Genomic DNA, 13436 nt, shown 5'->3' on the forward strand with positions numbered 1-13436 from the left:
GATTTTGATATTTATAGTATAAGAGAAAAGACAAATTAATTTTAGGAGGAAGAATTATGGCAGAGTCAATGAAAGGACTGCACAGAACCCACAGATGCACAGAAGTTTCAAACAGCAACATCGGCCAGCAGGTAACGGTTATGGGTTGGGTACAGAAGAGGAGAAATTTAGGAAGTTTGATTTTTATAGATTTGCGGGATCGGTCCGGCCTGCTTCAGATCGTATTTGACGAGCCCAAGGTGGGAAGCGAAGGCTTTGCCAAGGCAGAAGCTCTGCGGAGCGAATTTGTAATAGCAGTAACAGGAACCGTGGAAAAAAGGTCGGCAGCGGTGAATGAGAATCTGAAAACCGGAGATATTGAAGTGATTGCAGAAAGCATCCGCATTTTGTCAGAATCCGAAACGCCGCCGTTCCCAATTGAAGAAAATTCCCAGACCAAAGAGGATATGCGGCTTCGTTACCGGTATCTGGATTTGCGCAGGCCGGACATTCAGCGGAATATGATGATGAAAAGCAAGGTGGCAATGCTTTTGCGCAATTTTATGGAGCAGGAAGGATTTCTGGAAATTGAGACGCCGATTCTCACCAAATCCACACCGGAGGGGGCCAGGGATTATCTGGTGCCCAGCCGGGTGCATCCGGGAACGTTTTATGCCCTGCCCCAGTCTCCCCAGTTGTTTAAGCAGCTTTTGATGTGCTCTGGTTATGATCGGTATTTCCAGATTGCAAGGTGTTTCCGGGACGAGGATTTGCGGGCAGACCGCCAGCCGGAATTTACCCAGGCGGATATGGAGCTGTCTTTTGTAGATGTGGATGATGTGATTGATGTCAATGAACGGCTGCTGCAATATGTATTTAAAGAAGCCATTGGCATAGAGATTGCTCTGCCCATTCCCCGAATGAGCTGGCAGGAAGCGATGGATCGTTATGGCAGCGACAAGCCGGATACCCGTTTCGGCATGGAGCTTGCAGATGTTTCGGAAGTTGTAAAAGGCTGTGGATTCGGTGTATTTACCACAGCTTTAGACCAGGGCGGTTCTGTCCGGGGAATCAATGCCAAAGGACAGGGCGCTATGCCCCGGAAAAAAATTGACAAGCTGGTGGAGTTTGCCAAGGGATATGGAGCCAAAGGGCTGGCTTACCTTGCAGTCAATGAAGACGGTTCCTATAAGTCCTCTTTTGCAAAATTTATGACAGAGGAAGAGTTAAAATCTCTGGTGGAAAAGATGCAGGGAGAGCCGGGGGATTTACTGCTGTTTGCTGCAGATAAGAATAAAATAGTCTGGGATGTGTTAGGCGCCCTTCGTCTGGAACTTGCCAGAGAATTGGGCCTGATGGACAAAAATCAGTATAATTTCCTGTGGGTGACGGAATTCCCGCTGCTGGAGTGGTCTGAGGAAGAGAATCGTTTTATGGCGATGCATCATCCCTTTACCATGCCTATGGAAGAGGACTGGGATAAAATTGACTCTGATCCGGGGGCAGTGCGCGCCAAGGCATACGATATTGTGCTGAATGGCACAGAGTTGGGCGGCGGTTCTGTCCGTATCCATCAGAATGATATTCAGGAAAAAATGCTGGAGGCGCTGGGCTTTACCAAAGAGCGTGCCTATGAGCAGTTTGGATTTTTGCTGGATGCGTTTAAATATGGAGTTCCCCCTCATGCAGGGCTTGCCTATGGGTTGGACCGTATGGTGATGCTGATGATGCAGTGCGACTCCATCCGTGATGTGATTGCATTCCCCAAGGTGAAGGATGCTTCCTGTCTGATGACGGCTGCGCCGGGAGCTGTGGAGGAGAAACAGCTGGAAGAACTGGCCTTGGCCATTACGAAGGAAGAAACGGCTGGGGAAGAATAGGAAATCAGTCCCAAATCAGCCCAATGCAACCGCAGCTTTACATCAAAATCTCCAAAAGCAACAGGAAAGATGCAGACTTTACATGGGTGTTATTGTACGATAAGTTCACCGGAAGCGCAGAAGGAAAAAGCCGAAAGGCGTCATAGAAGAAAGGTGAATGAAAATGAGTGTATTTGGAGAAAACCTGCAATTTTACAGAAAACAGAAAAGTATGACCCAGGAGCAGTTTGCAGAACAGTTTGATGTGTCCCGCCAGACTATTTCAAAATGGGAGGCCGGAATCACTTATCCGGAAATGGAAAAGATTCTGCAGCTCTGTGATTTCTTTTCCTGTGATATGGACACGCTGCTTCGGAAAAATGCGGCGGAACTGGAAGTCTTTGACAGCCAGGGATATGAAAACCATATGGAAAAGCGCAGAAGAAGCATTTCTGTGGGGGTAGCAGCCCTGATCTTTGCGCCGGCAGCGTATGAGCTGCTGGAGGGATTTGGAAGAACGCCGGAGGCGTTCATGAATACATTATTCTTTTCTATCATAATTGCTGCAGTTCTGATTCTTGTGACAGCGGGGATTCAGGATGAAATTTACCGGAAAAACCATTCGATAATTGGTGATTTCTATACAAAAGAGGAAAAAGATAAATTTGCGGAGAAATTTCCCCACCGGATTGCAGCAGGCCTGGGAATGATTCTGATAGGCTTGTTAATTGCAATGAACGGCGCTGAGCTGCCCATGAGGGCAGGAATGAAAGAGGAATTTTATGATGGGATATTCCTGTTTTTGGCAGCCTTGGGCATCGGGCTGCTGGTGCATACCGGGCTTGGAAAGGCCAAATATGACGTGGCCGGTTATAATAAGGAAAATCTTCTGGAAGAGGAATTGAAAAAACGCGACCCCCAAATCGGCGTATGGTGCGGATGCATTATGATTCTGGCGACAATTCTGTTTTTTGTGGGCGGGTTTGTCTTTGATTTGTGGGATATTTGCTGGGTGGCATTTCCGGTGGGCGGAATGTTTTGCGGAATGGCTGCGCTGATTTTGAATGGAAAAAGAGCATAAAGTCTGTAATATCTGCTGTATTTTCTTTTTTAGGACGGATGCCATATGGACTTTAGACAGAAAACGTGATAGAATAGGTCAGAATGTTTAGATAGATGGCTGGCGCCAAAGGAGGAGAAATGAAGAAAGGTATTATATTTGATTTGGATGGAACTCTATGGGATTCATCTGAAGGAGTAGCGGCATCTTGGGAAAAGGCTTTAGAAGAGCATTTTGATATAGAGAAAGTAATTACAGCAGATATGATTCAGGAAGTAATGGGGAAGAGTATGTACGAGATTGCAGACATACTTTTTTCCGAATTTCCGTTGAAAGAACGGCGGGAAATGCTGACTTACTGCTGTAAGAGAGAGAATGAATATATCAGAAGCCATGGAGGAACACTGATGCCGGGACTGGAGGAGACCCTTCAGAATTTAAAGGACAAGGGGTATCATCTGTTTATTGTAAGCAATTGTCAGGCAGGGTACATTGAAGTTTTTCTGGAATATCACAAACTGGAGAAATATTTTGATGATTTTGAGTCCTTTGGCAGGACAGGCAGAGAGAAAGGACGCAACATCCGCACTGTGATAGAACGGAATCAACTGGAGCAGTCTATTTATGTAGGGGACATCCAGGGAGATTATTACGCTGCAGTAGAGGCGGAAGTTCCTTTTATCCATGCCAGAACCGGATATGGAGCAGTTCAGGAAAAAGTGCCTTATATCACGGAATTGTCCCAGCTTCCAGTTTTAGTGGAAGAGATCCTGGGGGAGTAACGCAGGGGAAGGCACAGGAGGATGCAGCGGTTGGCAGTATAAGGATTGAATGGCGCAAATGAGCGTACGGAATGGAGTGCAGAATGGAAAAGATAGCAAGTTTTACCATAGATCATATAAAATTAGAGCCGGGAATCTATGTGTCCCGGAAGGATTATATCGGCAGTGAAGCAGTAACGACCTTTGATTTGCGGATGACGTCGCCGAATGACGAACCAGTGATGAATACGGCAGAGGTACATACCATAGAGCATCTGGCAGCTACCTATCTGCGTAACGATCCAGAGTATAAAGAGAAGATTGTGTACTTCGGCCCTATGGGTTGCCGGACAGGCTTTTACCTTCTTCTGGCAGGAGATTATGAATCGGCGGATGTGGTGAAGCTGGTGACAGAGATGTTTGAATTTATTCGTGACTATAAAGGGGAAGTGCCAGGGGCCAGTCCCAAAGACTGCGGCAATTATCTGGATATGAATCTCGGAATGGCCAATTATCTTGCAGACCGTTATTTAAAGAATACATTATATGGCATTGATGAAAAGCATCTGACGTATCCAGAATAGGAGAAGAGAATGAAAAAAGTAGGAATTATCGGCGCCATGGAGCTGGAAGTGGAAGCGCTGAAAGGGAAAATGGAAATTTGCCAAAAGACAGAGAAGGCTTCTATGGAGTTTCTGGAGGGAACATTAAATAACACTCAGGCAGTGATAGTAAGAAGCGGGATCGGGAAAGTAAACGCAGCGGTTTGCGCACAGATTTTGTGTGATCTCTTTGAGGTATCTCATATCATCAATACAGGCGTTGCAGGATCTTTGAAAAATGAAATCAATATTGGGGATATTGTGGTGTCTACCGACGCTCTTCATCATGATATGGATGTACGGGTCTTCGGCTATCCTTTGGGGGAGGTGCCCCAGATGGGATGTCTGGCATTTCGGGCAGATCAGCATCTTTCTCAGCTTGCGGTATCCTGCTGTAAGGAAGTGAATCCTGAAATCAGTGTTTACCGGGGAAGAATTGTCAGCGGAGATCAGTTTATCAGCGATAAGCAGGTAAAAGAAGGAATTATTCGGAATTTCCAGGGATTTTGTGTGGAAATGGAGGGCGCTTCCATTGCCCATACCGCCTATTTGAATCACGTGCCTTTTGTCATTATCCGTGCGATTTCTGATAAAGCGGATGACAGTGCCCAGATGGACTATCCCTCTTTTGAAAAGGCGGCGGCAGCCCATTCCGCCAAGCTGGTAGAACATATGCTGCCGGAAATTTAGTGAAATGGGACGAATGGAACAAGATGCGCTTGAGTATCGTTGTTTTTCTATGCTTTACAAGAAGGATAGCAGGAAATCAGGCGTATAAAATCAGGAAGGAATGCAGAAAAGTGCTGTGTTCCTTCTTTTTATTTCCAATATTTTCCGTCAGAATTTATAAGAATTTCTTAATTCGGCAAAAATTCATTGTTTCCGATGATTTCCTGTGCTATAATCCAGTGAGATATTAAGATAGATATGAAAGTAAAAGGGTGGGTTTCATGAAAGTGACATTGAAAGATTTTTTGTATCGTTATCGGCATGGATGGATTTTATCCTATTTGTTGATTTATCTGGCATGGTTTGCATATCTGGAGCAGACGGTCACCAGGCGGTTTCATGTGATACATATGCCGATTGATGATTATATTCCATTTATAGAGGTATTTGTGGTACCCTATCTTCTGTGGTTCGGCTATGTGGCGTTGGCAATTGCATATTTTTTCTTTCAGGATGTGCAAGACTATTATAAGCTCTGTATTTTCCTGTTTGTAGGTATGACAGTATTTCTAGTGGCGTCTACGGTTTATCCACATGGACATTATCTGCGTCCCCGGGTATTTGAGCGGGATAATATTTTTGTCACACTGGTGAAGGGACTGTATATGGTGGATACGCCAACGAATTTGTTTCCCAGCATTCATGTGTATAATTCCATCGGAGTGCATCTTTCCATTATGCACAGTGAGAAGCTGAAGGAAAAAAAGTGGATTCGAAGGATATCTTTTGTGCTTATGATGTCTATTATTGCATCCACGATGTTTTTGAAGCAGCATTCTGTTTTTGATGTGATTACCGGATGCATTATGGCAATTGTGATGTATACTCTGGTGTACGGCGGAGAATTGCTGGCCGGCAGGAAACGTGTGTACCGCCGGTATCCGGAAATAAATGGTTAGAACGGAGGGGACTTCTGAAGTATTTTGATACGGCAGAGGTTCCTTTTATTCACTAGTGTAAAAACCGTCTGAAACTGCAGCAGCTAAACTGCTATTGTTCCAGACGGTTCTGAACAGTCATGCTGTACCGCATGAAATAAAAGAATCGGGGTAACAGGATTCGAACCTGCGACCTCACGGCCCCCAGCCGTGCGCTCTAGCCAAGCTGAGCCATACCCCGAATACTTATCCATTATAACACAGGAAAAAAGAAAAATCAACTGTTAAATTTTGAATATTGAAATCAATTGACTTTATGAAAAATAGAACTATAATGATACTTAGGGTGTGTTTGAAAATTCCGTCTGTTACAGGGACTTTACACATAAGAAAAACAAGAAAGAGACAGAATAATGAGAGAGGCAGAATATATGAGTACAGCAAAGAAAAACAACAGGAAACAAAAAGGACTGATGATAGCCGGATTTATTTTTCTGGCGCTGGTAACGGCGTATCTGGGAATCGCAGTGTTTTTCAGCAAACACTTTCTTCCGGGAACCATAATCAATGGCGTTTCAGCATCCGGCAAAACGATAAAGGCAGTGGAACGGCTGATTACACAGGAAATTGACGGATATCAGATTGAATTAGAGCCGAGAGAAGGAAAAACAGAAATTATCGAGGGAACTGCAATCAGCCTGAAACCGGTATTTGACGGCAGGCTGGAGATAGAATTGAAGAACCAGAAGGAATTTTTCTGGCCGGTTTCTCTCTTTCAGCCTTCTGAAATAGAAGTAGACACTATGGTAGAATATGACAAAGAGGCTTTGCATCAGGAGGCAGAGAAACTGGAAATTATGGATGAGTCTCAGATGCAGAAGGAAGAAAATGCGGTTCTTTCAGAGTATTCCGAGAAGAACGGATACACCATTATTCCGGAGCAGGAAGGAACTGTCGTAGATGAAGAGAAATTTTATGAAGCGCTGGAGAAATCTGTGCTGAATCTGCAGGAACGGATTTCCCTGGCAGAAGAAGAATGTTACGTGAAGCCGGAATACACCAGCGAATCGGAAGAGGTAGTGAAGCTGGCGGAAACCATGAATAAATATGTACAGACTTCGGTAACCTATGATTTTGGAGATAAGAAAGAAGTTCTGAACGGAACAACCATTCATCAGTGGATTTCGGCAACGAAAAAGTACAAGGCAAAGATTTCTCAGGAAAAAATTGAAGAATATATTTCGAATCTTGCAGATACATATAATACTGCAGGCAGATCCAAGTCTCTGAAATCTTCTTACGGAACAGAGGTAACGGTAAGCGGCGGGGATTATGGATGGAAAATGGATCAGGAAGCAGAAGCGGAGGCATTAAAACAGCACATCAAGCAAGGAGAAACCGTGACCAAAGAACCGGCCTATTCCCAGACGGCCAATAGCAGAGCAGGCAATGATTATGGAAATACTTATGTGGAAGTAAATCTGACAGCCCAGCATATGTACTATTATAAAGACGGGACGTTGGTGCTGGAGACAGATTTTGTATCCGGAAATGATGCAAAGGGATGGAGCACGCCGCCCGGAGCCTTTGGCCTGTATTATAAGCAGCGGGATAAGACCTTAAGAGGTGAGGGATATGCTACGCCCGTATCCTTCTGGATGCCTTTTAACGGAGGCGTAGGCTTCCATGACGCCAACTGGCGCAGGGATTTCGGCGGAAATTATTATAAACGGAATGGCTCTCACGGCTGTGTCAATATGCCCTACAGCGCTGCTCAAACCTTGTTTGATAATATTGAAGCAGGCTGTGCCGTGCTGGTGTATCAACTGTCCGGAACAGAAAGCGCGAAAGCAAAGGCACAGGATGCAGCAGCAGTGGTCATACAGCTGATTGACAGTCTGGGCGATGTTACTTTAGAGAGCAGGGACGCCGTTGTAAATGCCAGAAATCAGTACAATGGGCTGGATGGAACAGCCAAAGGCTATGTCAGCAACTATGGCACGCTGGAGGCGGCGGAAGCCAGAATTGCGCAGTTGGAAGCAGAAGCGGCAGCAGATCAGCAGGCCCAGGCGGAAGCCCAGCCTGTAATTGACGCCATCAATCAGCTGGCGGGACAGGAAATTACCTTAGATATGAAAGGAACCATAGAGAACATAAGGAAACAGTACAACAGCCTGTCAGAAGCGGCCAGGGCGAAGGTGGGGAATTACAATGTGCTGACCGATGCAGAGAAGAAAATTCAGGAACTGAAGAAAGAAGACAAGGAAAAAGAAGAAACGTAACAGTAACGGTGGGGTGATGTTATGGGTCATACAAAAGAACATGAGAAGAAACTGACAATCACAGATGTAGCAAAAGCCCTGGGGGTGTCAAAAACAACTGTTTCCAGAGCAATTTCCGGGAAGGGAAGGATTGGAAGCGAGACAAAAGAGAGGGTTCTTGAGTATATACAGGAGCATAATTATAAGCCCAATGTTCTTGCCAAAGGGCTTGCCCAGCTGAAGACCTTTAATATTGGAATTCTGCTGCCGGAGGACTATACGGTGGTGGATTTGCCTTTTTTTCAGACCTGCCTGATTGGAGTGCAGGAAACGGCTGTCAGTATGGATTATGATGTATTGCTTACTATGGGAAAAGAAAATGACTGTACCCAGTTGGCGCGGATGGTAGAAAATCATAAAGTAGATGGTGTGATATTGATGCGCACCTTTACGAAAGATCCTCACATTGAATACCTGAAATCCCAGGGAATTCCCTTTCTGACAGTGGGAAGCACCTACTATCAGGGAGTTGTCCAGGTGGATAATGATCATCAGAGCGCCTGCCGGGAATTGATTTCCATACTGCTGCTGAAGGGCATGAAGAGGATAGGCCTGATAGGAGGAATTGAATCCCATGTAGTGACCCAGAGCCGGCTGCAGGGGTATGTAGACGCCTGTAAAATGGCAGGAGTGCCCATAGATAAAAGTATCATCCATGTAAATGTGGAAAAGGATATGATGATAGAATTGGGCGTGGAAAAGCTGTTGGAAAATGGGGTAGACTGTATTGTATGTCTGGATGATGCAGTGTGCATCCATGTTTTGAATAAACTGAGAAAAGAAAGCATCAGCGTCCCAAAGGAGATGAAGGTGGCTTCTTTTTATGACAGTTCCATTTTGGAAAATAACCTTCCTTCGATCACATCCCTTTACTTTGACGCCAGGGAGCTTGGAAATGTAGCTTGCAAAACGTTACTGGAAATCATTGAGGGAAATCAGGTGAAGATGCGCACATTGTTAGGATATGAAGTGATTTTGAAGGAATCTACAAAATAGTGTGGAAGAGCTGTCGGTTAATACCGATTTTTAACTTTCTAAAGAAAAAATAAGAATATCCTGTGGAATTTTGTGCTTTATAGCACGAAGCTTTCCGCGGGATATTCTTATTTTGGGTTTTATATTTATTTTTAGGCGCAAAAAGAAAGCCTTGTTTTCCGGCTGTCTATCTTATAGTATGATTTGAAATTTAATCTATTAGGAGGACATACAAATGAAAAAAGATGTAACAGGTAGTAGACTTGTGAAACAGGGATAATTGAGTATGAGACGAGTTATGAAGAGAATAATTCAATGCCAAAAGGACAAGAACAAGTTACTAGAAAAGGTGAGAACAGGGAAAAAGAAGTGTCTTATAAGGTTACTTATGTGGATGCGTTGAGGAATCCAGAGAAGTGACAGGGGAAACGGTTACGAAGGAACCAGTAAATAAAGTGATTCAAGTGGGAACGAAAGAGGAACCAGCCCCTGTCAGCCCTCCTGAGAGAACCGTGGTATCAAAAAAGGCATTCTATGATTGCAATGGCTCTGGACATGGGTATTATGAAATAACATATTCAGACGGCAGTGCGGAGTATGAAGAATTTTAAAAATAAAATAATCCCATCTGCTGTCAGTTTTATGGTAACGTTTTCAGTAAAAAATATGCACATAAAATATGTGAAAAACACAGGAAATACAAGGTGGACAAACGGTTGCGCAACGAAAAAATATGGTAAAATTGACGAAAAAATATTGGGCAGATTGTACAAAAAAAGGGGTATAATTATGGAAAGTGTTGACATTGACAACAAAGCCTTACTCTGTTAAACTATTAAACATAGAACAACCGATTGCGCAATGGACGGTTGCTCTAAAAAATAATGTTTTTCAAAATGGGAGGGAAACAATATGAAGAAAAAATTTATAACTGCATTGCTCTGTGCGGCAATGACTGCAAGTATGTTGGCTGGCTGCGGCAGCAATAACGGCGGAAATAGCGGCGGCAATGACGCCAATGCAGACGCGAATGCTGATGCAGGCGATGACGCTAATGCAGATGCGAATGCTGATGCAGGCGATGACGCGGAAGGAGCAAGCGGAGATGAGAACACCCTGACCGTATGGTGCTGGGACCCGAAGTTTAACATTTATGCAATGGAACAGGCTGGTAAGGTTTATCAGGCAGAGCATCCGGAGTTTAATGTTAATGTAGTAGAGACTCCCTGGGACGATGTTCAGAAGAAGCTGACAACAGCAGCAACTGGCGGCGCAATGGATACTTTACCAGATATTATGCTGGTACAGGACAATGCTTTCCAGAAGAACGTAATTTCTTTCCCGGAAGCATTTACTGATTTGACGGACAGCGGCATTGATTTTACACAGTTTGGTGAAGCAAAGACTGCTTATTCTGTAGTAGACGGCAAGAACTATGGAGTTCCTTTTGATAATGGCGCTGTTGTAGCATGCTACAGGACAGATATTCTGGAAGAAGCAGGATTCACTCTGGATGATTTCACAGATATCACTTGGGATGAATATCTGGAAAAAGGAAAGGTTGTTCTGGAAAAGACCGGCAAGCCTTTACTTTCCTGCCAGTCCACTGAGTCTGACGTTATCATGATGATGCTTCAGTCCTGCGGCGCTTCTCTGTTTGATGATAGCGGAAATCCCGCAATGGTTGGCAATGAATCTCTGAAGAAAGTTATGGAAACTTATCAGCAGTTAGTGGAAACCGGCGTTTGCAAGCTGGTGAACAGCTGGGATGAATATGTTCAGACACTTACCACTGAGACAGTGGCAGGAACCATCAATGGATGCTGGATTATGGCTTCCATCCAGTCCGCAGCAGATCAGAGCGGAAAATGGGGTCTGACCAATATGCCAAGCTTAGTTGGCGTTGATGGAGCAACCAACTACTCCAACAACGGAGGATCTTCCTGGGCGATTACAAGCAACTGCAAGAACATGGAACTGGCAAAGGATTTCCTGAAATCCACATTTGCAGGAAGCGTTGAATTATATGAAACCATTCTTCCGGACTCCGGCGCTTTAGCTACTTATCTGCCGGCAGGTGATTCTGACGTATATGCAGAGCCTTCTGAATTCTATGGTGGAGATGCTGTATTTAAGAAGATTACCGAGTATGCAAGCAAATGCCCAAGCAACAACACAGGCGTTTATTACTATGAAGGAAGAGACGCTATCGCAACAGCTATTCAGAATGTGGTAGGAGGATCTGACATTGACACTGAGCTTGAAATTGCACAGAGCACAGTGGAAGGACTTATGGAACAGTAAGAATTAGAAATGGTATGATTTAGTTACATAAAAACAGTCACGGGGGTCAGCATTTGCGGCCCCCGGCTGAAACTAAAGGGGGTAAATATGTGAGTCAGGCAAGCGAACCCAAAAAGAAAAAAATGTCGTTAAGCAAACGGCACAACCTGACCGGCTGGGCTTTTTTAACGCCGGCAACGCTCATGATAGCAGCTATGAGTTTCTGGCCTATGATACAGGCTTTTATCCTGTCATTCCAGAAAGGAAAAGCAAATGATCTGAGGTTTGGCGGAATTGACAATTATGTCAGGATGTTTAAAGACAAGGTCTTTATGACGTCTCTTGGAAACACATTTTTCTATCTGATTATCCAGGTGCCTATTATGCTGATTCTGGCATTGATTCTGGCACAGATGCTGAATAATAAGAATCTTCGGTTCAAAGGATTATTCCGTACTGCGATTTTCCTGCCGTGTGCAACGTCACTGGTATCTTATGCAATCATTTTCCGTTCCCTGTTTGGCGTGGATGGATTTATCAATTCTGTTTTGATTAAATTGGGAATTTTAAATACAGGATATAATTTCCTGGGAAATGCAGGCAGCGCAAAAGCTGTCATTATCATAGCCTTAATATGGAGATGGACCGGATATAATATGGTATTTTATCTTTCCGGATTACAGAATATAGAGTATTCCGTATATGAAGCAGCCAAAATTGACGGGGCGAGCCCCCTGCAGACTTTCTTCAAGATTACGGTTCCGCTGCTGAAGCCTACGATTCTTCTGACAGCGATTATGTCAACAAACGGGACGCTGCAGTTGTTTGATGAGTCTTTCAACCTGACAAAGGGAGGACCTTCCAACGCTACGATTACAATGTCCCACTACATATATAATGTATCCTTTAAATATGTGCCGAACTTTGGCTATGCAGCAGCCATGTCCTTCCTGATCTTTATTCTGGTGGCAATTCTGGCATTTATACAGATGAAAGTAGGTGATAAGCGTGACTAAAACAAAAAGAGCCAATGCGTTAATGTATGTTGTTTTGATCATTGTATCACTGATATCAGTATTTCCTCTTTATTGGATGCTGATAGCAGCCACCAATATGAGTGTGGATGTAACCAGAGGAAAACTGCTGCCCGGAACAGCTTTTATGGAGAACTGGAAAGCGTTGTTTGCGAATTCGCCGGTGCAGCAAGCGATGTTGAATTCCTTTAAATATGCAATCTTATTGACGATCTGTGCTTTGGTGATTTGTTCTCTTGCAGGTTACGGATTTGAAATTTACTATGATAAAGGAAAAGATGCAGTATTCTCAGTTTTGCTTTTGGCAATGATGGTTCCTTTTGTGGCAACGATGATTCCTCTGTTTCGTATGGTTTCTGCAGTAGGGCTTTTGAATTCCACATTGGGATTTATTCTGCCGACGATTTCTACGCCTATGATTATCATGATGTTTAGGCAGAGCGCCCGAAGTTTTCCTCATGATATCATTGAAGCAGCCAGAATTGACGGCTTAAACGAACTGCAGATATTTTTCAGGATGTTTATCCCTACCATGCGTTCTACCTATGCGGCGGCTATGACAATTACTTTTATGAATGCATGGAATAACTATTTGTGGCCGAAGGTAATTATGTTGGATGATAAGAGTATTACCATGCCGATGTTGGTTGCCAACCTGACAGAAGGATATGTAACGGATTACGGAGTGCTGATGTTGGCCGTTCTGCTCTGCAGTCTGCCGACGATTATCGTGTTCTTCGTATTGCAGAAGAGTTTTGCAGAAGGTATTACAGGTGCAGTGAAATAATTGAATATGAGTTAAGGTATACAGGAAGTATGATATTTGTATACTGATACAGCAGAGATGGAATCTTTGCTGAATAGAGTATGGCTGTCGCATAAAGCGTGAAATATACAGGATGTGGTGTTTTGAAGGAAAAGTTGATACGTCAGTATCCTGCAGATGTTCCCTTGG

General features: G+C 44.0%; 14 protein-coding genes and 1 tRNA gene. 14 read left to right on the forward strand and 1 reads right to left on the reverse strand.

All coding sequences use genetic code 11. The annotated features are described in order from the left end of the window. Positions 1 to 56 precede the first annotated feature (56 nt). From aspS to E5329_RS06600, 6 genes are all read left to right on the forward strand, one after another. A complete protein-coding gene (gene aspS, locus E5329_RS06575) occupies positions 57 to 1859 on the forward strand; it encodes an aspartate--tRNA ligase (protein ID WP_135988776.1) in 1803 nt (600 codons plus the stop codon). A gap of 163 nt (positions 1860 to 2022) precedes the next feature. Next, positions 2023 to 2919 (forward strand): helix-turn-helix domain-containing protein, encoded by an 897-nt coding sequence (locus E5329_RS06580; RefSeq protein WP_168356543.1) that lies wholly within the window; start codon positions 2023 to 2025, stop codon positions 2917 to 2919. A 119-nt stretch (positions 2920 to 3038) separates the two neighbouring features. Further along, positions 3039 to 3680, forward strand: coding sequence for an HAD family hydrolase (locus E5329_RS06585; protein ID WP_135988778.1), 642 nt, complete (start codon positions 3039 to 3041; stop codon positions 3678 to 3680). A gap of 83 nt (positions 3681 to 3763) precedes the next feature. Continuing rightward, positions 3764 to 4243, forward strand: coding sequence for an S-ribosylhomocysteine lyase (locus E5329_RS06590; RefSeq protein ID WP_135988779.1), 480 nt, complete (start codon positions 3764 to 3766; stop codon positions 4241 to 4243). 9 nt (positions 4244 to 4252) lie between these two features. Further along, on the forward strand, positions 4253 to 4951 hold the full coding sequence (locus E5329_RS06595; RefSeq protein ID WP_135988780.1) for a 5'-methylthioadenosine/adenosylhomocysteine nucleosidase: 699 nt from the start codon (positions 4253 to 4255) through the stop codon (positions 4949 to 4951). Positions 4952 to 5211: 260 nt separating this feature from the next. Next, entirely contained in the window at positions 5212 to 5889 is a 678-nt protein-coding gene (locus E5329_RS06600; RefSeq protein ID WP_135988781.1) for a phosphatase PAP2 family protein, read from the forward strand. Positions 5890 to 6034: 145 nt separating this feature from the next. On the opposite strand, the gene E5329_RS06605 is transcribed toward E5329_RS06600, so the two are convergent. Next, positions 6035 to 6109: transfer RNA gene (locus tag E5329_RS06605), tRNA-Pro, on the reverse strand. A gap of 190 nt (positions 6110 to 6299) precedes the next feature. Here E5329_RS06605 and E5329_RS06610 point away from each other — a divergent pair. The 8 genes from E5329_RS06610 to E5329_RS06645 all read left to right on the forward strand — a co-directional run bounded on the left by E5329_RS06610 (position 6300) and on the right by E5329_RS06645 (position 13268). After that, the gene (locus tag E5329_RS06610; protein ID WP_168356544.1) at positions 6300 to 8150 is read left to right on the forward strand and encodes a L,D-transpeptidase family protein; all 1851 of its coding nucleotides are present in this window, start codon (positions 6300 to 6302) and stop codon (positions 8148 to 8150) included. 21 nt (positions 8151 to 8171) lie between these two features. Next, positions 8172 to 9185, forward strand: coding sequence for a LacI family DNA-binding transcriptional regulator (locus E5329_RS06615; RefSeq protein ID WP_135988783.1), 1014 nt, complete (start codon positions 8172 to 8174; stop codon positions 9183 to 9185). Between the two features lie 258 nt (positions 9186 to 9443). Continuing rightward, complete coding sequence (locus E5329_RS06620; RefSeq protein WP_275443085.1) at positions 9444 to 9584, forward strand: G5 domain-containing protein; 141 nt, start codon at positions 9444 to 9446, stop codon at positions 9582 to 9584. Further along, the gene (locus E5329_RS06625; protein ID WP_135988785.1) at positions 9581 to 9775 is read left to right on the forward strand and encodes a hypothetical protein; all 195 of its coding nucleotides are present in this window, start codon (positions 9581 to 9583) and stop codon (positions 9773 to 9775) included. Before E5329_RS06620 ends, E5329_RS06625 begins: the two co-directional genes overlap by 4 nt. Next, positions 9762 to 9995, forward strand: coding sequence for a hypothetical protein (locus E5329_RS06630; protein ID WP_135988786.1), 234 nt, complete (start codon positions 9762 to 9764; stop codon positions 9993 to 9995). Before E5329_RS06625 ends, E5329_RS06630 begins: the two co-directional genes overlap by 14 nt. 81 nt (positions 9996 to 10076) lie before the next feature. Continuing rightward, complete coding sequence (locus E5329_RS06635; RefSeq protein WP_135988787.1) at positions 10077 to 11468, forward strand: ABC transporter substrate-binding protein; 1392 nt, start codon at positions 10077 to 10079, stop codon at positions 11466 to 11468. A 122-nt stretch (positions 11469 to 11590) separates the two neighbouring features. Beyond that, positions 11591 to 12463, forward strand: a complete 873-nt coding sequence (locus E5329_RS06640; RefSeq protein ID WP_135988823.1) for a carbohydrate ABC transporter permease — start codon at positions 11591 to 11593, stop codon at positions 12461 to 12463. A gap of 22 nt (positions 12464 to 12485) precedes the next feature. Continuing rightward, the gene (locus E5329_RS06645) at positions 12486 to 13268 is read left to right on the forward strand and encodes a carbohydrate ABC transporter permease (RefSeq protein ID WP_135988822.1); all 783 of its coding nucleotides are present in this window, start codon (positions 12486 to 12488) and stop codon (positions 13266 to 13268) included. The last annotated feature ends 168 nt before the right edge of the window (positions 13269 to 13436 follow it).

The organism is Petralouisia muris (assembly GCF_004793545.1).
GTDB classification, from domain to species: Bacteria; Bacillota; Clostridia; order Lachnospirales; family Lachnospiraceae; genus Petralouisia; species Petralouisia muris.